Origin of the sequence: Thermodesulfobacterium commune DSM 2178, from assembly GCF_000734015.1 — a bacterium.
GTDB lineage: Bacteria > Desulfobacterota > Thermodesulfobacteria > Thermodesulfobacteriales > Thermodesulfobacteriaceae > Thermodesulfobacterium > Thermodesulfobacterium commune.
Window position 1 is genome coordinate 306006 of sequence record NZ_CP008796.1, and the last position, 26030, is coordinate 332035.

The following is a 26030-nucleotide window of genomic DNA, read 5'->3' on the forward strand; positions in this document are numbered from 1 at the left end:
ATGTCTACTCGTTTAGGTTTTACAGATTATAAATTTTATAAACAACAGGTTATAGAAGCTTTTGAAGTTTACAAGTCTTTAAGGGGAGAGGTTAACGATGGAGTAGATCTTGAAAGTCTTTCTAAAAAGGTGCAAAACTTAAAGAACAGTCAATTTTTGGTGGCTGTAGCCGGTGAGGTAAAGGCAGGAAAGTCAAGTTTTATAAATAGTTTAATAAAAGAAGAGATACTTCCTACCGATGTTTTACAGGCTACCAGTGCACTTATCGAAATTTTTTATGCTAAAAAACCTTTTTTAAGAGTTACTTACGCCTCAGGTAGGGTAGAACTTTTTGAAGAAGAATCAAAAGAAATTTTTAGAGAGAGACTTAAGTCGATTGCCTCTATTCCTGAAGAATACAGGGATATTCCGGTAACCTTGATAGATCTTTATATTTTAGAACACGATAAGGTTCCTCTGATAGACGATGATTTTATAAAGTACTTAGAAGAAAAGTCAGGAATGGAAAGACTTAAAGAGGTCAGGTATAAACTAGAACAATACGCTATGGATCGTAGTAAAGATAAAATCCCGATAAGGATAGAGCTTGGATATCCCTTTGATTGGGTTTTTGACGAGTTACGTTTTGTTGACATGCCAGGGGTTAACGCGGTAGGAGGAGTATATGACATTTCTTTTTCCTTTTTAGATAAAGCTAATGCTGTCCTTTTTATCCACCCTATTAAACCTGTAGAATCTGAGTCTTTTAAAAGGTTTGTTTCTTCGGTTATTACCAAAAAGAGTAAAGATGTATTGTTTTTAGTTTTAACCCATGCTGCGGTTTTTTATGAAGAAAAAGAGAGATTGTTAGATGAGGCTAAGCGTATTTATGGTTCTATCATACCTCCTGATAGGATTTTTGCAGTAGATAGTATTCTAAAACTTATTTATGAAGAGCTAAATAAAGGGAAATCTTTAGCTGAAATAAAAAAAGATAAGAGTAAAAGAAAATGGGTAGTTTATTTTCAGGATTTGGCAGATGAAGAAGGTTTAGATGAAAAAGAAGCTTTTTTAGAGTTTTCTGGTTTTAAACAACTTCTTCCTAACCTTGAAAGATTTTTGGTTGAAGCACCTTTTTCTATTTTAACAGAGGTTTTAGAGACTATTAAAGAGGGGTATAAAGAACAGATAAATCATTATCAAGAAACGATAACTTTACTTCAAAGTCAGAAAAAAGATCGAGAAGAGTTTTTAAGGGAGATAGAAAGACGACAGGAGGGTTTGAAGAAGTTAGAAGCTTACTGTTATTTAGTTTTGGAAGAAGCTATGACCATTTTTAGGGGGGTTCATTCTCCTATAGAGACTACTTTAAATGAGTTTAAGTTTAATTACTATGAACTTTTTTTAAAAAGTTCCGATTTAGAAGAATTGAGGAAGTATTATCGAGATGCTGAAAACGATTTAGACCAGATAGTGAGAGAAAACCTGCAAAAAATTACTGAATTTTTTAAAGAAAAGCTAAAACAAATAGGAGAACAGTTTAAAGAGGAATATAACATAAATTTACCCAAAATAGATTTTAAGGCCATAGAAGAGAGCTGTAAAAAGAGGGTGGTAAAAAGGGAAGAAATCGTAGAAGAAAGGATAGAAGAACTGTTTGAAAATTGGAATTTTCTTAAACCTTGGAAATGGTTTAAATCTGGGCGTATAAAAAGGATGGTTGTAGGGACTAAAGAGGTATTAGATGAAAATATGTTTTTTAAGACTTTGAAAAACAGTCTGATAGAAAATTTTGTGGAAATCATCGAGAAATTGAGAGAAGAGTTTTACAATGCTTTTGATTTTTACAAAAAAAGGATTACGTTAATTTTAGAAGAAAAAAGAAGGGGTTTGGAAAAATTAAGACAAGAGTTAAAATCAAACGAACTTATAGATTATGAAATTCTTATGTTAGAAAAGAATATTAGCTTGATCGAAGGTGAGCTTAAAAAAATCGATAATTTACAGAGTGCTCTTATATGTTAAAGAAAGAGACTATAAAAAACATAGAAAGTCAACTTGATAAAGACATAGATAAAGAAGTTGAGTTGATTAAAAGTGAACTTTTTTATTTTTTAGATAAAGATTTAGATATGTTTTTTTTAAAAGAGTTTGTCAAACATTATCCAAGGAAACTTCTCCGAGAAAGGTCTGAAGTTTTACTTGATACGGTACTTAACTATCTTATGAAAGAGATATTAGAACAAATTAGAACAAAAAGTTCAGACGTTCAGTATGCCTTTTCTAAAGAAAACCTAAGAGAAAAAATAAAGGAGTGGGCTTTAGCTAAAGAGAACAGGTATAATCCTTCTCTACTTAAATTGAAAGAGGAAGAGACCATAGTAGAAAAAACTATTACTGTAGCACCAGGTATAGTTGTTAGTGCTGGAGGGCTAATCGCTATAGCCTCAGCCCCTGAAACTTTAGTTTTAAAAGCTATTCCTGCAGTCTCTACTTTAGCAGGTCCGATTTATATCTTTAAAAAAATAAAAGAAAAAAACAAAAGATTAAAAAAAATCTGGAAAAAAGAAATAAACAGTTATTTAGAAAGGGCTAAAAAAGAGTTGAAAATTTGGTTGATAAAAGTGATCGAAAAATTTGAAAAAGAACTAACCGATTTTTGTAGAAAATTGGGGTTATAACTTGACTTTATATTCAAAGAAAATATTATAATAAAAGTTATGAATAAAATTTTTGATTTAAAAAGTCTGAAAAGTTTATTAACTTTTAAGAAATCTCAAAAAAACGTTTATATAGGAATAGATATAGGGACATATTCTATCAAAATAGCCGAGGTTGTTTTAAATAAAAATAATAACATAATTCTTACTAATTTTATCCAAGGAAAAACCTACCCGAATGTTATCGTAAACGGAATAATCAACGACTTTCAATATCTAAGCACTAATTTAAAAAATATTTTTGAAGTGTTTCAACCGATTTCTAATCAAGTTAATCTTTCGCTTTCGTATGATGTACTTATATATGATTCTTTTCAATCTCAATATATACCTTCTGAAGAAGAAATAAGAAATAAACTTAATGAAGACATTCCCTATAATTTAGATGATGTTTATTACAGTTATTTTATCTTCCCTATGCAAAATAGTTATAAAATTCTTTATTTGGTTATAAAGAAGGATATAGCTCAACAGTTTGAAAATCTTTTGAAAGGCCTTAATTTCAGCGTAAAAAACATGGATGCAGATTTTATAAATATTCACAACCTTGTAGAGTTTTTAGAAGGGGAAGAAAAGGCCAAGTTAATCGTCGATTGGGGGGAAAGTAAGGTTAGACTTCTTTTTTCTACCAAAGATATTCCTGTATACAATCGAGAACTTTTTAATCTTGGTTTAAAAAACCTTAAAAAAGAAATAAGAAAACTGGTTCCGGATAAAGATATGGTAGAGATGGTCATGGTTAATCCTTCTAATTTTGAGAAATTTCAAGAGGTAAAGGAAATTTACAAAAACTATATCAACGAAATCATAAAAGAAATTCAGTACACCATCGAGTTTGTACAAGGTAAGTTTAATTTAATCTTAGAAGTAGTATATCTGGTAGGAGGAGGAGCAAGAATTTTAGATATAGAAAAGATTTTTACTTCAAAACTTAAACTTGAAACAAAAAAAATCAACCTCCAAGATAGGATTGAGATAGACTCTAATGTTGATCCAACTTATCTTAAGATCATAAACACTCAAGGGGCGAATGCTGTAGCTGCAGCTTTGAGGGAATTTATATGATCATTAAGTTTAACCTCTTACCTAAACCTAAAGAGACAGTAAAGGAGGAAATTCATAAAGAACCTTTTAGGTTTTATAAACTTATCATACCTTTAGTTATTTTTGTATTATCTGTGATGTTAAGTGGTGTTATTTCTCTGGAAAAACAGAAGAAAGACCTGATTAAAGAAAAAACAACTAAAGAAACTAAGCTTAAGGAATATAAGATGGTAGCTCAAAAGGTGGAACAACTTGAAAAGGAAAACGAAGAGGTTAAAAGAAGGATAGAAACCATTTTATCTCTTAAAAAGGATAGAGAAAAGGTTTTAAAAAGATTAGATGTTGTTCTTAGTAATCTTGGTAAAAATCAGGTTTATTTTAGTTTGTTAAAGATAGGCTCTAATCAAACCAAGATAGAAGGTATAAGTACTGATATGAAAGAAGTAGGTGAATATTTAAAAACCTTAGAGGAAAAAAAGGATATAGTAAGACAGGTAAACATTACCCAGGTTAAAAAGCAAGATAAGCTGGTAGAATTCCAGGCTGAGGTTGTTTTTTGATGAAGGCTTTGATCGAAAGACTTAAAGCTTGGGATGAAGTTACCCCTAAAAGAACAAAAATACTTCTTTTGCTTGTTTTAGTGATAGGTCCCCTTGCGTTGTTTTATCAGTTTTATTATCAGCCCAGTAAAGAGACTATAAATGTTTTAAAAGAAGATGTTAAAAAGTTAGACTTGGAAATAGTTAAATACTCCCAGGTTGTTAACAAGCTTGAATTCCTTAATAAACAAATGGCAGCAAGAAAAGAATTTTTGGAAGTGGTAAAGACTATCTTTCCTGATGAAAAGGAGATACCTGTTATCCTGAAAAAGATAGCAGAGCTTGCTAAAAAAAACAATTTAGATTTAGCCTTGTTTAAACCAGAGAAGGAAGAGCTAAAAGATTACTATAAGATCATTCCTATTACTGTTGAACTCGTAGGAGATTTTAGCAACATGATAAATTTTCTAAACGAGATTCAAAAGCTTCCTCGTTTAGTGGTAATAAATGAACTTGAGTTTAAGGTTAAAGATAAGAGGCTTACCCTTGGATTAAATTTAAGTACTTTTCAATATACAGGTAAACCTTTAGAAACTAAAGAGAATAAGGAAAAGAAATGAAAATTAAAGTTTGGTTGGTAAGTTTAGTGTTGATTTGTTTATTAATAGGGTGTGATAAAAAGAAAGAGGAACCTATTTCTCCCAAAATAGGTGTAAATGCAACTTTAATCGATAAGGAGCTTGAAACGTGGAAGGTTGAGCTTGCTAAAGAACCTTATATAATAAACTCTAAAGAGGTTAAAAATCCTTTTATTGCCCCTGTAGTAGGTAAAACCATAAGTTATGAAAATGTCCTTTCTATACGTTTAGTAGGTATAGTTGATAAACAAGGAAAAAAGTGGGCTCTTATTCAGGACGAAAGCAAGATGGGTTATCTGGTTAAACCAGGAAGTAAGATAGGAAATTACAGGATCTTAAAGATAGAAAAGAACCAGGTTTTAGTAGAAGAAGAGATAACCGACCTTTATGGCAATCGTAAGAAGGTGCAAAGGGTTTTAAGTTTGATCAAGGAGTGAGGTATGAAGATAAAAATATTTATTTTTAACATGCTTATATTTATTTTAGCTTTTATGTTTATTCTAAGTTTTGGAAAGGGTGAGGCAAAAGCTAAGACCAATCTAAAAGAGGTGTTTTACCTGAAACAACCGGTTGATACTTTGATTTTTGAATTTGATGGAAAACCTCAATATACCTTAAATGTTGATGAGACTAAATTGACTCTATTTTTACAAAACGTGATTCCTTTGAAATCAAACTGGGTAAAAAATTTACCCAAGGATTTGATTAAGGAAGTCGATGTTTCTATAGAAAAGAATGGGATTAGATTAAGTTTAACCTTGACCAAAAAGTTTAACGTTCAGGTAAAAGATTTAGAAAATAAAATTCTGGTGGAATTTTTATGGGAAAAACCTTTAAAACCGGTCAACGTGGTTATTAAAGATAAAAAAGTAGAAACCTTAGAGGAAAAAACTTTAAAGGAATTAAGAGATATTTTAGAAAATAAGATAAGTACCCAACCGTACGAGATTCTTTTAAATGAAAGAAGGGTGAGTCTTCCGCTTTCTGACCTTAAATATAAAGGGATTCCTATAACGGTTGATTTTCAAGGGGCAGACCTACATGCCGTTTTAAGGCTTCTTTCAGAGGTAGGTGGTATTAATATTTTGGTGAGTGATAAAGTTAACGGTATAGTTACCCTTAAAGCCAAAGATGTTCCGTGGGATCTGTTATTAGATGCGATAATCTCTAACTTTGGTTTAGCGAAGTTGAAAACAGAAAATTTGATTGTGATTGCTACGTTAGATGAGGTCAAAAAATATGCAGAACAGTATAAAGATTACTTAAAGGCAGTAGCTCAGGGTAAAGAGGGTATTAAAGCAGAAATAGAAGCTCAGCGAGATATTTTTGATGCTTTGCAAAAGGTTCAAGAAGAAAAAAACCTGCTTATTACCAAAATTTTTACGCTTAAGTATTTAAGAGCAAGCAAGGTTATAGACCTTCTAAAGAGCCATCGTTTTCCGGATAAGCTTCAGGAGCTACTTAAGGATCCCAACAAAATAACCTTTGAACCTCTAACCAACACCATTATAGTTAAGGCAACTCCCAAAATTTTAGATGAGATTGAGGCGATCATTAAAGCTATAGATAAACCAAGGCCTCAGATAATGATAGAGGCAAGAATAGTCGAAATGAGAGATGAGTATGCCCATAAATTGGGTATTAAGTGGGGGGGAGCTGCTTGGAAAAGAACAGAACATAGTATTTGGAATATTGCTCCTGGTCATTCTATTACCACAAATGATACCATGACTACAAAAACACCAAGTATTAACATTCCTAACACAACCATCTTTGATTTAGGTGTTGCCAATAGCATAGCAAATTTAGGGGTTGCTTTAGGGTATTTTGGTGCTACCACGGCTGTGCTTGACGTAACTCTTTCTGCTCTTGAAGAATCAGGGGTTGCAAGGGTTCTTTCAAAACCTCAAATTTTAACCCTTGACAAAGAACAAGCTATAATACAGCAGGGTTACAGAATTCCTTACTTGAGTTATGCAGCTAACATCAACCAGGCAACCGTAAATTTTATAGATGCTGGGTTAAAACTTTTGGTAACCCCTTCTGTTACCCCAGAGGGTAAAATTTTTGTAGATGTGGTTATAGAAAAGTCAGAGCCTGATTGGGGGCGTACAGTTCAAGGTGAACCAACTATTAATACCAGTAACATTTCTACCTCGGCTTTACTTGATAATGGAGAAACTTTAGTAATAGGAGGGGTTAAAATAAATAACATTTCTGATAACATAGATAAAGTTCCTGGGCTTGGAAGTATTCCAGGAGCAGGGGAATTTTTTAAAAGAAAAGAAAAAACGTTGTCTACCAGCGAACTTATGATTTTTATAACTCCCAAAATAGCCTATATTCCTATAGAAGGGATAGACTATTAACCATTAAAAAATGTCTGAAGTTTGGGTAGTAGGGGGAGGGCTTGCTGGTTCTGAGGCTGCCTGGCAGCTTGCGGTTAGAGGGGTTAAGGTTGTCCTGTTTGAGATGCGCCCTACTAAACTTACCCCAGCCCATAAAACAGATTTATTAGCTGAACTTGTATGTTCAAACTCCCTTCGTTCTAAAGAGCTTACCAAGGCTGTAGGACTTTTAAAGGAAGAATTAAGGCTTTTAAAATCTTTGATACTTGAGTCAGCTTTAATTTCTGAAGTTCCTTCAGGCAAAGCTTTAGCGGTAGATAGAAAGCTTTTTTCTGAATATATAACCCAAAAACTTTCTTCTCATCCTAACATAAAAATTATCAGAGAAGAGTTAACGGAGATTCCCAAGGATAGAATAGTTATTTTAGCTACAGGACCTCTTACCAGTGAAGCTATGGCTAAAGCTTTGGCAACCCTGATAGAGGTACCTTATTTACATTTTTATGATGCCATATCTCCTGTGGTGTATGCAGAAACCATAGATTGGGATAAGGTGTTTGTAGCAGACCGTTATGGAAAAGAGGAAGGATCGTATGTAAACTGTCCTCTTACCAAAGAGGAATACGAAAGATTTTGGGAGGCTTTGATAAAAGCAGAAAAGGTTCCTTTACATTCCTTTGAAGACCCAAAGTATTTTGAAGGATGTCTCCCTATAGAGGTAATGGCTGAAAGGGGAAAAGAAACCCTGCTTTATGGTCCGATGAAACCTGTAGGATTGGTAGACCCAAGAACAGGTAAACAACCTTATGCAGTAGTACAACTAAGGCCTGAAAATCGAGAAAAGACTTTATACAACATGGTAGGGTTTCAGACTAAGCTAAAATATGAGGAACAAAAAAGGGTTTTTCGGCTTATCCCAGGGCTTGAGCAGGCAGAGTTTGCAAGGTTAGGTTCTATCCATAGAAATACCTTCGTTAATGCCCCTTTGGTCTTACATCCTACCCTTCAGCTTAAAAAAAGTCCTAATGTTTTTTTAGCAGGACAACTTACAGGTGTTGAAGGGTATGTAGAATCTACTGCCATGGGTTTTTTAGCAGGAATTAATGCAGAAAGGTTGATGAAGGGGAAGCCCTTATTAGTTCCTCCTAAGGAAACGGCTATCGGGGCTTTAGTACACTATTTGGTTGAAGCAAATCCAAAGTATTTTCAACCTATGAACATTAACTGGGGGCTTTTTCCTCAGTTGGATAAAAAAGTTCACAAAAATCAAAAATATCAGTTAATGGTAGAAAGGGCACTAAAGGCCCTTTCTGAATGGATTAGCAAAAATCAGGTATTATAAAGTTAAAAGTTGATAGGACCAGCGATATAGCCTTTTACTACAGGAATATTAGTATCTTTGTCTACCTCTAACCAGACGATATCTCCTTCAATCTTTACGATCTTTCCAACAATACCACCGGTGGTAAAAACTTTTTGTCCTGGTCTTAGTTCAGAAAGAAATTTTTGATGTTCTTTCATTCTTTTTTGTTGAGGTCTGATAAGAAGGAAATAGAAGATTACAAAGATGATGATAAGAGGTAGAAGGGAGATGATAAAACCTATCAACCCTCCTTGAGGGGGTTGTCCTTGAGGTGCACCCATAGCCCAAAGATTAGAAACTAAGTTTAAGTCCATAAAACTGCCTCCTTTCAGGTGGTTTTTGAATATAACTCTTTCAGTTCTTGAATTAGGTTCAGCAAGGTTTCTTGCTTGATGTTTTGTTTTATTTTTTCTATAAGTTTAGCATAATAAAATAGATTGTGAAGGGTTAATAGTTGATAGACTAAAAGTTCTTTGGTATGAAAGAGATGTCTTAAATATCCTTTAGAAAAGTTACGACAAGTATAACAACCGCAATTTGGGTCTATTGGTTCAGAGTCGGTTTTAAACCTGGAGGATTTTATAGATAAGGGCCCTTGAGAGGTAAAAAGACTTCCTCTTCTGGCATTACGGGTTGGAAGGACGCAATCAAACATGTCAACCCCTCTGGCTACTGCCTCAGCAATATCAATCGGAGTTCCTACCCCCATAAGATATCTTGGTTTATCCTTAGGCATAAAACTGGTTGAAACTTCGATCATTTCGTTTCTTAGTTCTAAAGGTTCTCCTACTGAAAGGCCTCCTATCGCATAGCCATCAAACTCAAGAGAGGTAATAAAAGAAGTGCTTTTTTGTCTAAGGTCTACAAACATACCTCCCTGAATGATACCAAAAACGGCTTGTTTGGTGTTTTTGTGTCTTTGTCTATATTTAAAAGATTCTAAGGCCCATCGGTGGGTAAGTTCAGTAAGGGCTTTAGTTTCTTCATAAGATAGCGGATAAGGAATACATGTGTCAAGGACCATCGCTATATCAGAACCAAGCTTTGTTTGAATTTCTAAAGCCTCAACCGGGGTGATAAAATGCTCTGACCCGTCGAGGTGAGATTTAAAAATAATTCCGTCTTCTTTTATCGTTCTAAACTGCGATAGACTGTATACTTGGAACCCTCCGCTATCTGTGAGGATAAGTCTTGGCCACCTCATAAATCTATGAATTCCGCCCAAATCTTTGATAACTTCAGCCCCAGGTCTTAGGTAAAGATGATAGGTGTTAGCTAAAACCACCCTGTAACCTAAAGAAGCTATATTCTCAGGAGGAACAGCTTTGATGGTAGCCTGAGTACCTACAGGCATAAAGACTGGTGTTTCAACCACCCCTCGGTGGTTGATTAACATCCCAATTCTGGCCTGGGTGGTCTGGCTTTCGTATAAAACGTGGAACTTAAACATCAAAATTAAGTGTATTTAAGAATAGTTTTTACTGCTTCGACAAAAGATTTTTTATGCCTTTTTAGGGTTTCTTCATCTACGCAAAAAGAAAGTCTTATATGGTTTGATACACCAAAACCACGCCCTGGGACAGCCAATATCAGATGTTCTTTTAGTTTTTGGCAGAAGGTAACATCATCCATCGGTACTTTAGGAAAGATAAAAAGTCCACCTTTAGGTTTAACAAACTCAAGCCCTGCCTCTTGGAGCATCTCACAGATAAGGTCTCTTCTTCTTTGATAAATATTGGTTTCTACCTTTGCAAAAGCGCACTCTGCAGCCAATCTTTGGGCTAAAGCCGGTGCGTTTACAAACCCTAAAATCCTATTGCAAAGGATTAATCCTTCTAAGATGAGTTTCTTAGATTGTATCTCAGGATGAACGGCTACAAAACCTATCCTTTCTCCTGCAAGAGAAAGTTCTTTAGAAAAGGAATAGGCAATAAGACTGTTTGGATAGTGTTTAAAAATAGAGGGTACCTGATGATTATCGAAAACTAAATTTCTGTATGGTTCGTCAGAAACTAAATATATAGGGTGTCCAAAGATTTTACTTTTTTCTGACAGAAGTTTAGCAAGACTTTTTATTTCTTCTTCGGTATAGATTTGTCCTGTGGGATTGTTAGGTGAATTTATCAGGACTATTTTGGTCTTTTCAGTAATATTTTGGTCTAAAGCTTCAAGGTTAAGGGAAAAATCCGGATAGGTAGACACAGGTTTAGGTATACCTTGATGGTTTTCTGTATAAAAGAGGTATTCTACGAAAAATGGAGAAGGGAAAATCACCTCTTCTCCTGGGTTGAGAAGAGTTTTAAAAATGATATTTAAAGCACCAGCTGCACCACAGGTCATAATTACGTCTTCGTAGGTGAGCATAACCCCTTGCTCTATACTTACCTTTTTTGCCATCATCTCTCTCACAAAAGGAAACCCAGAGTTAGGCATATAACGATGAAAGGATGGTTCATAGGTTTCTATAATCTTTTGTAAAGCTTCTTTTACCTGAGGGGGAGGAGGAAGGTCTGGATTTCCTAAAGTTAGGTCTAAAACTTGGTCCTCACCATGAGTTTTTTTAAGTTTTATACCTTCTTCAAACATTTTTCTTATCCAGGAACTTCTCTCCAGATAATCTTTGATTTGCAGTGAAATCATAGGTTTTCTCCTTGCAAATATTATAAGTTTTTAAAAATTTCTGGGGTAAACTTTGAACTCTGAGATATTTCCCAGAGAGTTTCAAAGGCTTTTAAAATCAACGGGTCATCTATATAAAATCTATACCCAAAGCAGGCTGAGTTTACCGAAGGAATAAGCACTTGTCCTTCCATCCAGTCAAACTGCAGAACTAAATGTTGATGGACAAATCCTTCTTGAAAAGTAAGGGTCATAAGAGTTTGGTCAAACCATTCAACCGTCCATAGATGGGTATACACATATACCTTAGGTTTGTTAGGAGGGGTAAAGCTTGCCTTTTCAAAAGGTAGATTTCTAAGTTTATTAAGGATTTCGTAAGGTATGGACTGGATTGCCCGATTGTCTATAAGATGTTTTTCTTTTTCTTCCAAGTATAAAAAATATTCCTTAGTTGCTCCTCCTTCAGTAGAAAGGATTTCTACCCAAGCAGGTTTGGTAAGATATAACCTTACAGGAAAGGCTTGATGCTTGACTTTATCATACAAAGAAAGAAAGTGAGAAAAATGAATAGGAAGGTCTGGAGGTGGTTCGTCATGTTCATCTTTAGCTTTAAAAATTAAAAAGTTAAAGTCAGGTGAAAGAAAAATAGACTGATCTTTGGTTTTTTGACGAGATTTTAAGTATCTTAAAGCCTCTAATTTTTGATACACCTGTTAAAATCCTCCGAATTTAACTTTTAAATAGAAATTTTAACATCTTATATAAAAAGAAAAAGGGTTGTCCATGAATTTTTAGAGTTTACATAGCTAAAGTTTTTTTTTATCTGTCCGATAAGAATATACAAAAGAAAAAAACAAAAAAGGAGGTGCCAGATATGGCAGTTAAAATTAACTTTAACGAAGCAGCTGCTCAGACCCACACAGCTTTATTAAGAAACGAGCGTGCTATGAACAAATCCTTACTGAGGTTGTCTACAGGAGTCAGGATTTTGAATGCGTCAGACGACTCGGCAGGACTTTTTATTGCGGACATGCTTGGAACAGTTGCAAAGGGATATGACCAGGGTAACCGTAACATTCAGACAGGTATTTCCGCTTTGCAGATTGCGGAAGCTTCAGCAGGACAGATCTTTGACAAACTTCAGGAGATTTATGTAAGAGCGCAGAATGCAGCAAACGACATTAATGACCCTATTGCAAGGGCTGCTTTACAACAAGAAATCAGAAACTTTGTGGATGCTATTCAAAAGATAGGTGCTGATACAGAGTATAACGGAATAAAACTTTTGGATGGCACATTTAAAGATAAATATATTCACTACGGTGCAAGACTTGAACAGACAGTATATCTGTCAATAGATGATGTTAGGGCACAAAGTTTAGGTGCTCATATGATAAAGACCAGCGGAAATAAAGTTGCAGCTAGTGACGTTTTAACAAGTCTTACTGATGTAGTATTTGGAACTAATCAAACCATAACAGTTGGTGGTAGAGTAATTGATGCAACTATACAAAATGTTAATGGTTCTACAACCAACTACATCCTGGATGCAGGGTATATGGCAGAACAGATTAATTCTAATCTCAGCGACATAGGTTTTAAGGCAAAGGCCATAAATGTTAGTATTGGTGAAAAATATACAGCGATAGCTGATGTTTCAGACACGGCTACTCTAACTTTTTATGTAGGAGATAAGTCTTTTAGTTTTACTGCAGAAACTACGATATCTCTTGATGAACTTGTAGAGAAGATAAACCGTGAAGCAGCAACTGCTGGCGCAGACCTTACTGCCTCAACCGATGCAGGAAGACTTGTTCTTACCTCTTCTAAAGGTTATACTATTGGTGTTGAAATTAGCCTTGCAAGCGCAACAGGTACTATTAATATCAATCAAATTGTTAATGACTTAGAAAATGCTTCTGCAGGAACCATTCAATCTCAAACTAGTGCAACCACAGCTTCTGCAGTAAAGGTTGGAGATCTTTATATTGCTAATGATAAAAATTTTACCTTGGATTTAGGATCAGTAACTAACACCGCCTTAGGAAATTTTGAAATTGGCTCAACTACAGGATCCCAGTTTAAGAATCTTTATTCTATAAATGTGACTTCAAATGAGGGAGCAGAGGCATCGATGCTTATTGCTGAGGTAGCGTTAAGAAAAGTTGATACCATAAGGGCGCAGATTGGTGCGACGATGAACAACCTTCAGTCTATTTTTGACTCACAGAAGGTGGCATATGATAATACTAAGGAAGCAGAGTCAGTGATTAGAAATACTGACTATGCGAAGGAGATGGCGGAGTTTACTACTTATCAGATTCGTATGCAGGCAACCGTTGCGATGCTTGCACAGGCAAATACTCAGCCACAATTAGTGCTTCAGTTGTTGAGGTAGTAAGACTTAGAGGGTGGAGGCAGGGATTATCCTGCTTCTGCCTTTTGTTTAAGCTTAAGAGAGGGGCGGGTTTAAAAATCCGCCCTTTTTTGTTTTTTCTGTCTTTTTCTGTCAAAAACTTTATAACCTAATCGTTTGGCACTAATTTACCGATAGAGAATAAAATCAAAAATCTTTCCGTAATCTTTTGACTTAAAAAATTTTCAGAAAACACATTTCTCCCATATCCTCTCTTAACATCACAAAAATGTTATAGGACAAAAGCTGTAACGCACACCAAAACGCATTGGCTCCGAAACCCCCAAAAGGCATATATTCTACTTCAAATCCTATCTTTAACTCCTTGATAATGTTCTCCATCTCCCCCTCTCATCGTATCGGTAGACCACCTCCTCAGCCTCTCTTGCCCTCAGGCAAAACCTCAAGAGCAGCTTCTATCGCCCTTACATGCCCATCAACAAGAGCAAGCCCTGAAAGAGCTGTTAGGTTTTCATTAGTTCTCAGGATTTTGAAGTTAAGAAAGTTTTGTGGCATAACGAAATCCTTTTAGGTTTAGGGAATTTTCACCTGATGGGTGATATTATAAATCGTTTAGATAGATTGGAAAATAGGGAAACATGAAAGAATATAAATTCCTATCGGCAATTTTGGGTTTGGTTTCCCTATTGATAAATAAAAAAATCGTGCTATAGTCAAAAATTAATGTAAGTACTTACTAAAAAGGATGATAAGATGGGCAAAAATACAAAAAAAAGACTTCTTGAAGCTGCCTTAAAGGTTTTTTCAGAGAAAGGGTTTTTAGGTGCAACCACCAAAGAGATCGCTAAACAGGCTGGGGTAGCTGAGGTAACTCTTTTTAGACACTTCGGTTCTAAGGAAAATCTTTTTGCAGAAACCATAAATCAGTATTCTTTTTTACCTAAACTAAAAGAGATCTTGCCTGAGATAAAAACTGAACCTCCAGACATTGCTTTAAAGAAAATAGCTCGAGAGTTTTTAAACGTTCTTGAGTCTAAGAAAAACTTGATACGGATCATGTATACAGATTTTCACCGATACCCTGACCATATTAAAAAGATTCACGAATCCATCATAGAAAATATCATAGAGCTTATTTCTGCATATTTTAACGAGCTGATAGAAAAGGGTATTTTTAGAAAGGTTGATACGCATTTTGCGGCGAGAGCGTTTTTAGGGATGTTTTTTTCTTACTTTTATGCTAAAGAAATCAAAGAGTTTCTAAACATCAAAAAAAATGATTTGGAAGAAATTATAAACTGTTATGTCGACCTTTTTATAAAAGGAATTGAACTTAAACCAGAGTCGGAGGCATAGGCTATATGTTGAGGATATTAAGTTTTATATTCGCTATAATGTTAAGCCTTTCTGGTTGTGCTAAAAAAGATGCAGAACAACCTAAGGCTACGATAGTACCTGTAACTGCCTATCAGGTTCCTCAACCTAAAGACCATAAGGTTGAATTGGTCTATCCTGGCAAGACTAAAAGTATTTCTTTCGTAACGGTATCAGCAAGAATTACAGGGGTATTACAAAAGCAGTATTTTAAGGAAGGGGATTTTGTTAAAAAGGGTCAGGTACTTTTTTTGATAGAACCTGATTTGTATGAAGCCAATTATAAAAGCGCAAAGGCTAACTTAGAAAGAGCCCTTGCCGAGTATGAGAAAGCAGAAAAAGATTGGAGAAGGATAGAAGCATCTTTTAAAGCAAAGGTAGTAAGTGAACAAGAAAGAGACTTTGCCCTTTCTGCTTATAAAACTGCTAAGGCAAATGTTGAATATGCTAAGGCCCAGTTAAGACAAGCAGAGATAAACTTAGGCTACACCAAAGTTGTAGCCCCGGTTTCTGGTATTGTAGGACAGAGAATGGTAGACGTAGGGAATCTGGTAAATCCTGGTACGCCTTTGGTAACGATAAACCAGATAGACCCTATTTATGTAGATTTTTCTTTTCCTGATAGAGATTTAGTAAAATTAGGGTTCGAGATCACCAAAAAGGGGCTTATGGGACTAAAAGGTCTAAACCTTGGCTTAATCCTTGAAGGTAAAACTTATCCTTATTCAGGGGTGATAGATTTTGTAGACACCATCATCGATGAAAAGACCGCATCAGTTAAAGCCAGGGGACTTTTTAAAAATCCTGAAAGGATTTTACTTCCAGGGCAGTTTGTGCAGGTTGTAGTAAAAGGTATCACAAGAAAGAACATAATCCTAATACCTCAAAAAGCTGTGTTTCAGACACCTACCGGTCCTGTGGTCTGGATAATAAAGGATAACAAGGTACAGCCTCAGCCAGTAAAACTTGGAGAAACTTCAGACGAGTATGTAGTGATAGAAGAAGGCCTTAAACCAGGAGATATTATAGCTTTAGACAACTTACTTAAGCTCAAGCCAGGTGTTCCTGTAAAGGTGGAAAAGGTAGTTGGAGAATAAGTATGATTTCAAAGTTTTTTATAGAAAGGCCGAGATTTGCGGCAGTAGTTTCTATCTTTTTTGTTTTGCTTGGGATTTTAGCTATACAAGTACTCCCTATCCAAGAATATCCAGCCCTTACCCCTCCTCAAATAATGGTTAGAACTGTTTATCCTGGGGCAGACGCCGAAACTGTTTTAAAAACAGTAGTTACTCCTTTAGAAGAAAGTATTAACGGTGTCCCTAACATGATTTATATGTCAAGTACTGCTTCTTCAAGCGGAGATGTTAACATAAATGTTTACTTTGAAGTAGGGACTGATGTTAACGTTGCGAAGATGGATGTAAATAACAGGGTACAAATGGCCTTGAGTAAACTTCCTGAAGAGGTAAGAAGACAAGGAGTTCAGGTAAGAGAACGTTCCCCTGACATTGCTTTGGCGGTAGCTTTTATCTCTCAGGGAGGGGTAAGAAGCCCGGTAGAAATTTCTAACTTTGTTTTGATAAACGTGGTAGAAGAGTTAAAGCGTATACCCGGGGTAGGAGACGTTGTAATTTTTGATGATAAAAGTTATTCTATCAGGGTTTGGTTAAAACCCGATAAACTTGCTAAATATGGTTTAACCCCGATAGAAGTAGCCCAAGCTATTGCGTCTCAAAATCAACAGTTTTCTGCAGGAGGTATAGCTCAAGAACCTACAGATAAGGCTTATAGTTTTTCTTACACCGTAAAAGGAGATCCAAGGTTTGAAAAGGTTTCTCAGTTTGAAAACATCATCTTGAGGTCAAATCCTGATGGGTCTAAGCTACTTTTAAAGGACGTAGCAACCGTAGAGTTAAGTTCAGAGAACTTTAACAGACAGTCTTCTTATAAGAAAGATCCTGCTATCCCAGTAGGTATTTTTTTAGCACCCAATGCTAACCTTTTAGAAGTAAATAAAAAGGTAAAAGAGACGTTAAAACAGCTTTCGCATAACTTTCCAGAGGATATAAAATTTTATTATCCTTACGACCCGACTCTTTATGTTAAGGAGGCTATTAAAGAGGTTATCGTTACTTTTGTAATAGCTTTAGTTTTAGTAGTGTTTGTTATTTATATTTTTTTAGGTAGTTTAAAAGCTACTATCATCCCTGTACTTGCCATACCTGTTTCTATCATTGGAACATTTGCTGGCATGTATGCCTTAGGTTTTTCTATCAACCTTCTTACCCTTTTTGGTCTGGTATTAGCCATAGGACTTGTGGTAGATGATGCCATCATCGTGATAGAAAATGCAGAAAGAATAAAGAGGGTTAAAAGGCTTTCTTCTAAAGAAGCAACCATCGAGGCTATGCAAGAGATAACAGGGCCTATCATAGCGATAGTACTTGTGCTTTCTGCGGTTTTTATCCCCGCAGCCTTTTTAGGAGGTTTTACCGGTGCTTTTTATCGTCAGTTTGCCGTAACCATCGCTATTTCTATGATCCTCTCTGGAATTGTAGCTCTCACACTGACCCCAGCCCTTTGTGCAAGATTTTTAGAGGAAGAGCATAAAAAGATGCCTTTACCTATTAGATTGTTTAATCTATTCTTTTTTAAAAGTAGAAAGTGGTTTGTAAACACAGTTAAAAATTTTCTTAGATTTGTACCGATAGGAATAGCGGTATTTATTTTTGTGGTAATAGGAACTATATTTTTTATCAAACGTCTACCTACAGGACTAGTGCCTTTTGAAGATGATGGTCTTCTTAATATCTTTACTAACCTACCTCCAGGATCTTCATTAAAAAGAACGATAAATGTTGCCAACGAAATAAGTGATACCTTAGCCAAAACCAAAGAAATAGAGGAGTGGATAAACATAGCAGGTCTCGATTTGCAAACTTTTGGTTTTAAAAGCGATTCTTTGACTACTTTTATTCATCTAAAGGATTGGAAAGAAAGGAAGGGTAGAGAACATTCTTCATTTGCTTTGGTTCAGAGATTAAATCAACAATTTGCGAAAAACCGGGAGGCTTTAATCTTTGTAGTAAATCCACCTCCTATTAGAGGCATGAGTTTGGTAGGTGGTTTTGAAATGTATATCCAGGATAGGTCAGGAAGACCTCTTTCTGACCTTTATAAATATGTTCAAGAGATAGTGGCTAAAGCTAATCAAAGGCCTGAACTTACCGCAGTTAGAACCACTTTTGTTCCTAATGTTCCTACTTATAAGGTTACAGTTGACAGAGAAAAAGCTAAGGCCTATGAGGTAGATGTAGATGAAGTTTATCGTACTTTAAACATCGTGTTTGGTAAATACTATGTTAATGATTTTAACCTTTACGGTAGAATTTTTCATGTTAACTTAGGTGCAGAAGGTGAATATCGTGATGATTTAAGAGATTATAGTTATGTCTATGTTCGCTCAAAAAATGGAAACTTGATCCCTATCAGTAGTTTGATTAAAGTAGAGTTAATCCCAGATGCTCCTATTTTAGAAAAATTTAATATGTTCGTAAGTGCTAAAGTTTTAGGAAATCCTAAGCCTGGATATACTTCAGGTGATGCTATCAAGGCTATTTCTGAGGTAGCCAAAGAAGTTTTACCTCCAGGATATACGATAGCCTGGGCAGGAACGTCTTATCAGGAGGTCAAGGTACAAACTAAGGGTAATTTAGCCCTTATATATGCCTTAATCTTTATTTATCTTATCTTGGTTGCGCTTTATGAAAGCTGGACTGCTCCCCTTGCCATCCTCTTAAGTGCACCTTTTGCCCTTTTTGGGGCAGCCTTGGGATTAAATCTTTTTGGTTTACAGAATGACGTATATTTCCAAGCAGGGCTTTTGGTTTTGATCGGACTTTCTGCCAAAAATGCTATTTTGATCGTTGAGTTTGCAGAAGAAAGATTAAAACGTGGTATGGGGTTGGTTGAAGCAACGATAGAGGCCGCTTATCTCAGGTATAGACCGATTATGATGACCTCCTTTGCTTTTATTGCCGGGGCTATACCTCTTATGTTTGCAAGTGGAGCCGGAGCTAACAGCAGAATGATCATCGGAACCACCGTGGTTATGGGAATGACCTTTGCAACGTTGTTTGGGGTTTTCTTTATACCTCTTTTTTATTACGTGGTGGTAAAATTAAGAGAGAGATTTTCTAAAATAACGGGAAGAAAATGAAAAGATCTAATTTAGCAATTTTAGTGTTAAGCATATTTTTGGTTTTTGGTTGCTCTTTAGCCCCAGAGCTTAAGAAGCCTGATCTACCTTTACCTCAGAGTATTAGGTTAGAAAATGGGACCGTTAGCTTAACAGATAACTGGTGGAAAAACTTTGATGATCCTTACTTAAACCAGCTGGTAGAAGAGGCCTTAAAAGCAAACGATGATCTTATGATCGCACAGTCGCGTGTGGAACAAGCCTTAGCTATGCTTGGCAATCTAAGGGCTCAGCTTTATCCTTATTTTGGTTATCAAGGTCAGGCTGAAAGAAGTAGAAATTCTGAATATACTGGTCCTCTTGGAGGCAAAACAGATTATTTCTTTTCTCTCTCTGGTTTGGTGTCTTATGAGATAGACCTTTGGGGTAAACTTAGAAATCAAGAAAAGGCAGGTCTTGCAAGGCTTTTATCTGCTAAAGCTAACCAAGAAGCTTTAAAAATCAGCCTGATTGCAAACGTAGTCTCTACCTATTTAAACCTAACTTCAACCAACTTACAACTCAAAACTGCCGAGGATTATGCTGAAAAACTTAGAGAAACCTACGAATATAGAAAAACTCAGTTTCAAAAAGGTTTGGTCAGCGAGATAGTTGTAGAACAGGCTAAGGCAGAGTATGAATCTGCCAAATTAACGGTAGAAACTTTGAAAAATCAAAGAGAAGTCCTGAAAACTGTTTTGTCCGTCCTTTTAGGAAGAAGTCCTAAGGAGATTTTTGAAAAAAATTTTTTGGTAAGGCAGGATTTACCTCAGCCTTTAAAACCTCCCTCAGTTTTACCTTCTGAAGTTTTGGTGCGCAGGCCTGACATCATCGCGGCAGAAGAGACCCTTAAAGCCGCTAACTTTGAGATAGGTGTAGCAAAATCAGCCTATTTTCCGAGTATTTCTTTAACAGGTGCTTTAGGGTATAAAAGTAATGAACTGTCAAACCTTATTACACATTCAGCCTCTTTTTGGAATCTGGGACTTTCTTTAGCAGGACCGATACTTGATTTTGGTAGAACTAAAAGCCAGGTAGAACTAAAAGAGGCTCAAAAGAGGGAGGCTTTGTATACCTATGTAAAAACCGTAAAAACTGCTTTTAAAGAAGTATATGATGCTTTGGTAGCCATAGAAACAGCAGAGAAAAAGTTGGAAGTTCAAAAGGAGCGATTAGCCTCTTTAGAAAAGGTTCTTTCCCTTTCAGAAAAAAAGTTTGAACAAGGGTTGATTGATTATTTGGTGGTAATTGATGCTCAGAGAAACTATCTCAACGCTAAGCTTAACCTAATCCAACTACAAACAGACCTTCTTAATGCCTATGTTAATCTTTACAAAGCCCTTGGAGGCGGTTACTCTTATAAAGAAAACTTCAACTTTAATGGAAAATAAAGTCTACTTAAAAGAAGAAGATTTAGGCTTTCAACCTAAGTGGTCTGAGATTTTTAACAATTTAAACCCTATTTATGTAGAGATAGGTATAGGAAACGGAGAGTTTATCGTTCATTTAGCCAAAACTTACCCTCATTTTAACTTTGTTGGCACCGAGTTTTGCCGGGAGGTTTTAAGAAAGGCTTTAAAAAGGGCAGAAGGAGAAGGTCTTTCAAATTTAAGACTCTTACCGATGGAAGGGACCAAACTTCTTATTAAAGGGTTTACTTCAGAAAGTATCTCTGGACTTTATCTTAATTTTCCAGATCCTTGGGATAAACGTAAGAAAAGACGAAACAGGTTAGTTAATGAAGCGTTTGTATGGTTGCTTGCAGACCGGCTTAAAGAAGGTGGATTTTTTCGGATGGCAACAGACCATAGACCTTATCTTGAGGAGGTAGTAAAATTATTTACCACTAATGAGGCTTTTTCTCCTCTTTGGGAAGAGCTTATAAGAACTGAGATAGAAGATTTTTATCCTACCAAATATGCAAGAAAATGGCTTTCTCAAGGTCTACCTTTATATTTTACCGGTTTTAAAAAGATAAAAAGGGTTAGGTTGCCTGATTGGATAAAAGAGAAATATTCTTTATTAAGGTTAACGAAGGAGGACTATGTGCCCATAATAAGTGTGTTGAAGGTAAAAGAATTGCCAGATTTTCGAGCCTTGGCTAAAGCTATATCTAAGGGCATTTTATACCAAAGCGAAGGGGATTTAATAAAGGTTTTAGATGTTTATACCAAAGAAGATGGGTTACTTATAGACCTCATAGTGTTAGAAAAGAGTCTGCAACAACGGTTTTTTGTAGCTGTAAATCCTTATGAAACCAGAGGGATTCTTATTTCTGTTCATAGTTCAGACCATCCTGACCCAACAGATGGAGTCCACCTTGCTATCTCCATAATAACCCACAAAATCTGGTCCTTTTTACCTGAGTCTGAGCTAATAAAAACTACCTGTAAGACTAAACTTTTTAACCTAATCAAAACTATGGTATAGCCTTACGGAATTGCTGTTAAAATCCTCAAATATTATCTATTACAAGAATTTCTTTTTTTGAAAATTAAGGAAGTAAGTAAGCAAGGCGTCGATTGCTTATTTTTATAGTCTTAAGTTAAGAAATTGATAGGCTAAGCATGTAAGAAAACTTTTCATTTGAAAACCCTTTTGAAGTAGGGCAGGTTTCACTTACCCCTTGAAACCCTGATAAAATCTAGCTTTTTAAAGTTTAGTATAAAACTAAATTTTAGAAAATAGCCCTTTGAAAGACTGATGAAATCTATGTTAGAGAATCAGGGATAATAAAAAATTTTACATAAAATCAATAACTTGCAATGATAATTTTTTGGTGGTTTTCATTGCAAATGAGACTAAATAATAAAATACCTCTAAAAATCCATTTCTCTATGTCGCATTAAATCTTGCTTGTAAGGGAGGGTAAAAATTATCTATTTGTTTGCTAAATATACGTACACGCCCCCTTTAAAAGGAGAGATGATAAGGAAGTGTTTCATTAATTGTGTCTAAATTTTAGGGGCTAAGAGTTTTCTCTTCGGGTAAAAAATTAGAAAGTTTATTTACGCGACGGATCAATTAAAGAGGTTAATAAAGGAGGTAGGCTTTTTACCCTGCACTGTTAAATACCATTAATCAAACGCTATACAATTTTTCACATTGATTAAATATAGGTTTTTTAGTTCCTATATACATTGGTTTTTAGAACTTAAATTTTTGGTCTCGTGGGGTTCCGTGTGGTTAGGTGAAAAAAGGGAAGGGTTAGTACCTTGAAACTTAGAGAAAAATGCCCGGGGCCGGACTCGAACCGGCACGGGGCGGAAACCCCAGTGGATTTTAAGTCCACAGCGTCTACCAATTCCGCCACCCGGGCGAAAAACCCGTATACTTTTGTAAATATTACTCTAAAAATCTGGTTTATCAAGAGGTTCTCACCTTGTTTTTTGCCAGAAAATGTTTTAAAATTTTATCGTACTTAAGCCATGTTAAAAGAACTTAGTATTAGAAATTTGGTGTTGATAGACGAAATCTCGCTTAACTTTGATAAAGGATTTATTGTTTTTACCGGAGAAACAGGGGCAGGAAAGTCTTTGATAATAAAGGCAATAAGGCTCCTTTTAGGAGATCGGTTTAGTCAAGACTATCTGAAACCAGGGGCTAAAGAAGGAGAGGTAGAAGCCCTTATCTGGGGAGGCGATTTTCTATATCAAAGATTAAAAGACTTAGGATATCAAGAAACAGATGAGGTGCATATCCTCAGGGTTTTTTCTCCAAAAAAACAGAGAGTTTTTATTAACGGAGAACCAGCTTCTTTAACAGACCTTAGCTACCTAATCAAAGATTTAATCCTTCTTACCAGTCAGCACGAATTTTACACCCTTATTGATCCCGAAAAACAGTTAGAGCTTTTAGATGAGTTTGCTGATTCATTTAGTCTTTTGAAGGCTTATAGAGAGGCCTTAGCTCGTTATAAAGAAATTTCTTCTCAAGTTTTGGCTTTAGAAAAAAAACTTGAGGATCTCTCCGTTAAAAAAGATTTTTTACTTTTCCAGATAAAAGAGCTTGAAGACCTAAAACCCGATCCTGAGGAAGAAGAACAACTTAGAGAGGAAAGAGAAAAACTTAAAAACCTTACGTTTTTAAAAGAACAGTTAGACTTGACATCAAAAAGTTTAGAAGAGACTACCTCAAACCTTTATCAGGCTTTATCTTCTTTAGAAAAAATAAGTAGTTTGGATAGAGTTTTTAAGATTTATGCTGAAAAAACCTCAGGGTTTTATTATGAAATTAAAGAGATTTTAAGAGAAGTGCACGCCTATTCCAGAGGTCTTCCTGAAGATAGTTCCCTTTTAGACCAAATAGAAACAAGGCTTTCTCAATACGAAAAAATAAAAAAGAAATATCAGCGAGACACCAGAGGCTTGCAAAAGTTATTAGAGGAACTCAAAAGTGAGTTAAACCTTCTTGAGTTTGGGAGAGAGGATTATGAGGATTTAAAGAAAAAGCAAGAAATAGTTTTAGAAGAAGTCTTAAGCTTAGCTAAAGATTTGTCGTTGAAAAGAAAAGAGGGATCTTTAGCCCTAACTAAATTATTAAAAGAAGAGCTAAAAGAACTTGGGATGGAAAAGGTTGAGTTTTTGATAGAAGTTAACTCTAAAGCACCTGAAGGAAGTAACCTTGGTTCTTATGGGCTTGATGAGGTGAGATTTCTTTTTTCATCTAATCCAGGGATCCCTCCAAAACCTCTTGAAAAGGTAGCTTCAGGAGGAGAACTTTCTCGTATTTTTCTGGCTATTCAATCAATCATCCAGACCAAACAGACACCTAAAACAGTAATTTTTGACGAGGTAGACGTAGGTATAGGTGGGATTACCGCGAAAAAAGTAGGTGAAAAACTTAAAAAACTTTCGGAAAATACGCAGGTAGTTTGTATTACCCATCTTCCTCAAATAGCAGCCATGGCAGATCATCATTTTTTAGTAGAAAAGTACTCAGATCTTGGAGAAACCAAAGCGGTGGTTAGACCTCTTGAGAAAGAAGAAAGGCTTAAAGAGATCGCAAGAATGTTAGGTCATCCTGAAAACCTTGAGTTAGCTCAGCAGTTTTTAAGGGAAAGTTCTTAGATGGGAAAGGCTCTTTTGTTATTTTCAGACGGGCTTGACAGCCTTCTTGCTGGCCTTGTCTTGAAGACTCAAGGGATAAAGGTTATACCTGTTAAATTTATTACCCCTTTTTTTGGTTGGAAATACAAAAAAAATCCTGAGATTTTTTATCAAAAGAGTTTAGAGCTGGGGTTTGAAAAAGGATTGGTTTTAGACATTACGGAAGAATATCTTCAGATTTTAAAAAAACCAAGATATGGGTATGGAGATTTTGCTAACCCTTGTTTAGACTGTAAAATTTTGATGGTTAGACTTGCTAAAACCTTACTTTCTGAACTTGGGGCTGATTTTATAGCCACTGGAGAGGTAGTAGGACAAAGGCCTATGAGCCAGAATCGACAGGCCTTAGAGACTATAGAAAGAGATGCAGAGGTAAAGGGAATACTGCTTAGACCTTTATCTGCTAAACTTTTGGAACCTACTATCCCTGAAAGGGAAGGTTTAGTAGACAGGGAAAAACTTTTAGACCTTCAAGGTAGACAAAGAAAACCACAGCTTGAGCTGGCTAAAAAATGGGGGATAAAGGAGATACCAACACCTGCTGGAGGGTGTTTATTGACAGACCCTCAGATAGGCTCAAGGGTGTTGAAAGTTTTGAAAGAAAAAAGACTTCTCACCTATAAAACCGCTCAACTTCTTTGCTTGGGAAGACATTTTTTAGAGGAAAACCTTTGGGTTATCCTTGGTAGAAACCAAGAGGAAAATCAGACAATCCAGGAGATAGTCGAAAAAGAGTTTCCTCTTTATATGCTTAGTCAAAGTTCTCCTGTTGCCTGTGTGGTTGAAGGAAATCCTCCTGTAGAGTTTATTAGAGAACTTCTATTAAAATATGCACCTAAAGCAAGAAAAAGGTTGGCTGAGGGAGAAGCCGTAGAATGTATAAAACTGTAGTGCTACTTACGGATTTTGGTATCAAAGACCATTATGTAGGGGTAGTTAAGGGAAAAATATTACAAGAACTTAATAGAAAAGGAGTGAACATAACAAGTCTTCAGTTTATAGACCTTTGTCATGAAATACCACCTCAAGATGTAAAACAAGCATCCCTTATGTTGTTTTTTTCTTATCGTTATTTTCCTGAAGGCACTGTTTTCCTCTGTGTGGTTGACCCAGGGGTAGGTACAGAAAGAAAGGCTTTAGTGGTTAAAACCGATAAATATTTTTTTGTAGGGCCTGATAACGGGATTTTTTCATTAATCTATCAGACAGAAAAGTGTATTCCCTATGAGATAGAGGTTTCTAAAGTTTTACGTCCTCCTTATAGCAAGACTTTTCATGGAAGAGATCTCTTTGCTCCGGTTGTATCTTTTTTGTTAGCAGAGGAACCGTTAGAGAGTTTTAGCCAAAAAATCTCTATGGATACTTTAGTTAAGCTTGAGTTTAAACCTCCTCAAAAAACCGAAAAGGGATTAAAATTAGCTATTTGGTATGTGGATCGGTTTGGCAACTTGATTACTAACCTTAGTCAAGAGCTACTTAAGGCAAAGAACAAGCCTTTTAAAATTTTGGTTAACCATCGGGAAGTTCCTTTGGTCGAGACCTATGGTGGGGCCAAGAAAGGGGAGTTGGTAGCTTTGTTTGGGAGTGAAGGATTGTTGGAAATAGCTATAAATCAAGGGTCAGCAAAAGAGGTTTTAGGGGAACCTGAAATAGAAATTATTTTTGAAAACGAGGGAGTTTAATT

At 35.7% G+C, this 26030-nt stretch carries 23 protein-coding genes and 1 tRNA gene; 17 read left to right on the top strand and 7 right to left on the bottom strand.

Annotated features, from left to right (window positions below; translation table 11 throughout):
* Genes HL41_RS01630 through trmFO form a run of 8 tightly spaced genes read left to right on the top strand, consistent with a single transcriptional unit; the run spans position 1 to position 8610 of the window.
* On the top strand, positions 1 to 2004 hold the full coding sequence (locus HL41_RS01630) for a dynamin family protein (RefSeq protein WP_051754423.1): 2004 nt from the start codon (positions 1 to 3) through the stop codon (positions 2002 to 2004).
* Positions 1998 to 2660, top strand: a complete 663-nt coding sequence (locus tag HL41_RS01635; RefSeq protein ID WP_038060052.1) for a hypothetical protein — start codon at positions 1998 to 2000, stop codon at positions 2658 to 2660. Before HL41_RS01630 ends, HL41_RS01635 begins: the two co-directional genes overlap by 7 nt.
* Positions 2661 to 2699: 39 nt before the next feature.
* A complete protein-coding gene (gene pilM / locus HL41_RS01640; protein ID WP_038060051.1) occupies positions 2700 to 3764 on the top strand; it encodes a pilus assembly protein PilM in 1065 nt (354 codons plus the stop codon).
* Positions 3761 to 4303 carry a PilN domain-containing protein gene (locus tag HL41_RS01645; RefSeq protein WP_038060050.1) on the top strand — a complete coding sequence of 181 codons (543 nt, stop codon included), beginning with the start codon at positions 3761 to 3763 and terminating at the stop codon, positions 4301 to 4303. The genes pilM and HL41_RS01645 overlap by 4 nt, the downstream gene beginning before the upstream one ends.
* Positions 4303 to 4902, top strand: a complete 600-nt coding sequence (locus HL41_RS01650; protein WP_038060049.1) for a type IV pilus inner membrane component PilO — start codon at positions 4303 to 4305, stop codon at positions 4900 to 4902. Before HL41_RS01645 ends, HL41_RS01650 begins: the two co-directional genes overlap by 1 nt.
* On the top strand, positions 4899 to 5357 hold the full coding sequence (locus HL41_RS01655; protein ID WP_038060048.1) for a pilus assembly protein PilP: 459 nt from the start codon (positions 4899 to 4901) through the stop codon (positions 5355 to 5357). Before HL41_RS01650 ends, HL41_RS01655 begins: the two co-directional genes overlap by 4 nt.
* Positions 5358 to 5360: 3 nt before the next feature.
* Entirely contained in the window at positions 5361 to 7289 is a 1929-nt protein-coding gene (locus HL41_RS01660) for a secretin N-terminal domain-containing protein (protein ID WP_038060047.1), read from the top strand.
* Positions 7290 to 7299: 10 nt separating this feature from the next.
* Positions 7300 to 8610 carry a methylenetetrahydrofolate--tRNA-(uracil(54)-C(5))-methyltransferase (FADH(2)-oxidizing) TrmFO gene (trmFO, locus tag HL41_RS01665; RefSeq protein WP_038060046.1) on the top strand — a complete coding sequence of 437 codons (1311 nt, stop codon included), beginning with the start codon at positions 7300 to 7302 and terminating at the stop codon, positions 8608 to 8610.
* Between the two features lie 2 nt (positions 8611 to 8612).
* Here the strand turns inward: trmFO and yajC are convergent, their stop codons facing one another.
* The 4 genes from yajC to HL41_RS01685 are packed head-to-tail and all read right to left on the bottom strand — an operon-like array spanning position 8613 to position 11960.
* Positions 8613 to 8945 carry a preprotein translocase subunit YajC gene (gene yajC, locus HL41_RS01670; protein WP_038060045.1) on the bottom strand — a complete coding sequence of 111 codons (333 nt, stop codon included), beginning with the start codon at positions 8943 to 8945 and terminating at the stop codon, positions 8613 to 8615.
* A 14-nt stretch (positions 8946 to 8959) separates the two neighbouring features.
* Entirely contained in the window at positions 8960 to 10087 is a 1128-nt protein-coding gene (gene tgt, locus HL41_RS01675) for a tRNA guanosine(34) transglycosylase Tgt (protein ID WP_144241953.1), read from the bottom strand.
* The gene (locus HL41_RS01680) at positions 10087 to 11271 is read right to left on the bottom strand and encodes a pyridoxal phosphate-dependent aminotransferase (RefSeq protein WP_038060041.1); all 1185 of its coding nucleotides are present in this window, start codon (positions 11269 to 11271) and stop codon (positions 10087 to 10089) included. Before HL41_RS01680 ends, tgt begins: the two co-directional genes overlap by 1 nt.
* Positions 11272 to 11291: 20 nt before the next feature.
* Positions 11292 to 11960, bottom strand: coding sequence for a hypothetical protein (locus HL41_RS01685; RefSeq protein ID WP_038060040.1), 669 nt, complete (start codon positions 11958 to 11960; stop codon positions 11292 to 11294).
* Positions 11961 to 12124: 164 nt separating this feature from the next.
* Between HL41_RS01685 and HL41_RS01690 the strand changes: the two genes are divergently transcribed.
* Positions 12125 to 13648: a flagellin N-terminal helical domain-containing protein gene (locus HL41_RS01690; protein ID WP_038549458.1), complete on the top strand. Its 1524-nt coding sequence runs from the start codon at positions 12125 to 12127 to the stop codon at positions 13646 to 13648.
* A gap of 192 nt (positions 13649 to 13840) precedes the next feature.
* On the opposite strand, the gene HL41_RS09385 is transcribed toward HL41_RS01690, so the two are convergent.
* Positions 13841 to 14008: a hypothetical protein gene (locus HL41_RS09385; RefSeq protein ID WP_144241954.1), complete on the bottom strand. Its 168-nt coding sequence runs from the start codon at positions 14006 to 14008 to the stop codon at positions 13841 to 13843.
* A 33-nt stretch (positions 14009 to 14041) separates the two neighbouring features.
* The gene (locus HL41_RS09465; RefSeq protein WP_156095566.1) at positions 14042 to 14182 is read right to left on the bottom strand and encodes a hypothetical protein; all 141 of its coding nucleotides are present in this window, start codon (positions 14180 to 14182) and stop codon (positions 14042 to 14044) included.
* A gap of 198 nt (positions 14183 to 14380) precedes the next feature.
* On the opposite strand from HL41_RS09465, the gene HL41_RS01695 reads away from it, so the two are divergent.
* Genes HL41_RS01695 through trmB form a run of 5 tightly spaced genes read left to right on the top strand, consistent with a single transcriptional unit; the run spans position 14381 to position 21668 of the window.
* Positions 14381 to 14983 (top strand): TetR/AcrR family transcriptional regulator, encoded by a 603-nt coding sequence (locus HL41_RS01695; protein WP_038060039.1) that lies wholly within the window; start codon positions 14381 to 14383, stop codon positions 14981 to 14983.
* A 5-nt stretch (positions 14984 to 14988) separates the two neighbouring features.
* Positions 14989 to 16098: an efflux RND transporter periplasmic adaptor subunit gene (locus HL41_RS01700; RefSeq protein ID WP_038060037.1), complete on the top strand. Its 1110-nt coding sequence runs from the start codon at positions 14989 to 14991 to the stop codon at positions 16096 to 16098.
* Positions 16099 to 16100: 2 nt separating this feature from the next.
* Positions 16101 to 19220 (top strand): efflux RND transporter permease subunit, encoded by a 3120-nt coding sequence (locus HL41_RS01705; protein ID WP_038060036.1) that lies wholly within the window; start codon positions 16101 to 16103, stop codon positions 19218 to 19220.
* The gene (locus tag HL41_RS01710) at positions 19217 to 20629 is read left to right on the top strand and encodes an efflux transporter outer membrane subunit (protein WP_038060034.1); all 1413 of its coding nucleotides are present in this window, start codon (positions 19217 to 19219) and stop codon (positions 20627 to 20629) included. Before HL41_RS01705 ends, HL41_RS01710 begins: the two co-directional genes overlap by 4 nt.
* Complete coding sequence (gene trmB / locus HL41_RS01715; protein ID WP_051754424.1) at positions 20619 to 21668, top strand: tRNA (guanosine(46)-N7)-methyltransferase TrmB; 1050 nt, start codon at positions 20619 to 20621, stop codon at positions 21666 to 21668. Before HL41_RS01710 ends, trmB begins: the two co-directional genes overlap by 11 nt.
* A gap of 803 nt (positions 21669 to 22471) precedes the next feature.
* Here trmB and HL41_RS01720 read toward each other — a convergent pair.
* A tRNA-Leu gene (locus HL41_RS01720) sits at positions 22472 to 22557 on the bottom strand.
* 109 nt (positions 22558 to 22666) lie between these two features.
* Here HL41_RS01720 and recN point away from each other — a divergent pair.
* Genes recN through HL41_RS01735 form a run of 3 tightly spaced genes read left to right on the top strand, consistent with a single transcriptional unit; the run spans position 22667 to position 26028 of the window.
* Positions 22667 to 24307, top strand: coding sequence for a DNA repair protein RecN (gene recN, locus HL41_RS01725; protein ID WP_038060033.1), 1641 nt, complete (start codon positions 22667 to 22669; stop codon positions 24305 to 24307).
* Positions 24308 to 25237, top strand: a complete 930-nt coding sequence (locus HL41_RS01730; RefSeq protein ID WP_022855023.1) for a hypothetical protein — start codon at positions 24308 to 24310, stop codon at positions 25235 to 25237.
* A complete protein-coding gene (locus tag HL41_RS01735) occupies positions 25222 to 26028 on the top strand; it encodes an SAM hydrolase/SAM-dependent halogenase family protein (RefSeq protein WP_038060032.1) in 807 nt (268 codons plus the stop codon). Before HL41_RS01730 ends, HL41_RS01735 begins: the two co-directional genes overlap by 16 nt.
* Positions 26029 to 26030 lie beyond the last annotated feature (2 nt).